Annotated in this window: 1 pseudogene; it reads left to right on the top strand. The window is 77.0% G+C overall.

From position 1 onward, the window contains the following. Positions 1-488: 488 nt before the first annotated feature. Positions 489-1,527, top strand: a pseudogene (locus tag AE652_RS41140) (helix-turn-helix transcriptional regulator); the annotation flags it as partial.

The following is a 1,527-nucleotide window of genomic DNA, read 5'->3' as shown; positions in this document are numbered from 1 at the left end:
CGTCGGTGCGTCGGCCCGCGGGGCGGCCGGGTGGGCGGCGTGGGCCGGGGCCGACGCCGGGACCGCCTGAGCGCCAGGCGCGAGGACGGTACCTGCGACGACGAGGGCGCACGCGCCGGCGGCGGCTGCCGCGGTCCTCAGCGTGGACGAACGGCGTGATGATGTCGTGCTCATGACACTCCTGAGTGTGGGGGAACCCGAGGGGGGTGGAAGCCGCCGCCCTCCGGGGAGCGGACCGGATGCGTGGGGGGATCCGGTCACCGGCGAACGGAGCGGGTGGCCATCAGCGTGGGCCAGGCCCCGACACGAAACAATCCGGCTGCCGGAAGTACCCATACTCAATCAATCCACCCGGCCTGAACGCCGGTTGCCCACCCGGGCGTCCGAACCCCGAACCGCGGGCATCCTCACGATCGGGCCCGGCGGGCGGGCGCAGCCCCGTACGCACCGCCAGGACGTACGCACCGTCAGGACGAGCGGAGGCGAGCGTGAGCGACCCCTGGAAGGCCGTGCTCCACGGTTCCCTCGCCGACCCGGCCCGCCCCGGGACGGTCCTGCTGGTGGAGGGCCCGGCCGGCACCGGCAAGTCGCACCTCGCGGCAGGGCTGCGCCGCCGGCACCCGGCCGGCTCCGGTTGCCTGACCCTGACCTGCGCCGGCCCATCCGACGACGCACAGCACACCTTCGACGCCCTCGACGCCCTCACCCGCGCCCTCACGCACGCCTTCGGCGACCCGACCCGGACCGCCGTCCCGACCCTGCTGGTCGTGGAGGACGTCCACCGGGCCGACGAACGCACCAGGCGCCGGATCCGGCGCCTGGCCCGCACCCTCCCGAACGGCTGCGCCCTGGTGCTCACCTGGCGGCCCGAGGACCTTCCGGCCGACCGGCCCCTGCTGGGCGAGCCGCTCTCCTGCCCGCCCGGCACCGCCGTCCTCCGGATCCGGACCGGTCCGCTCCCGGCCGCGGCAGCGCGGGAGTTGGCCGAACGGACCCTGGGCGCCCGGTGCCCGGACGACGTGATCGAGCGGCTGTACGCGGTCACCGGCGGCGTCGCCCAGGTGCTCGCGGACGTCCTGCCCGTCCTGACCGGCACCGTCCTGGCGGGCACCGCCCCGGACGGCCCGACCGTGGACGCCGTCGAGGCGCTGGAGGCCCCACCACGCCTGGCGGAGACCGTACTACGCCGACTCGCCGACCTGCCCGCGGACGCCCGGCGGCTGGTGCACGCCGCGGCGGTGCTGGGCGAACCGGCCTCCGAAGCCGAACTGGCAGCCCTGACCGACCTGACGGCGGAGACGGTCCGCGGCATGCTCCTCGCCGCCCTCACCGCGGCCGTGCTGACCGACCTCGGCCCCCGGCGGTACGGCTTCCGCGTGCCGCTCGCCGCCCGGGCCGTGGCCGCGAGCCTCCCCGCCCCCGAACGCGCCGACCTGCACCACCGGGCGGCGCAGGTGCTGAGACGGCGCACCGACGTCCCCTGGCCGCAGGTCGCCGGGCACCTCCTGGCGGCAGGGGTCCGCCGCG

The sequence above is a fragment of the Kitasatospora sp. MY 5-36 genome (genome assembly GCF_001182915.1).
GTDB lineage: Bacteria > Actinomycetota > Actinomycetes > Streptomycetales > Streptomycetaceae > Kitasatospora.
This window is presented reverse-complemented; position numbering and strand designations above follow the sequence as displayed.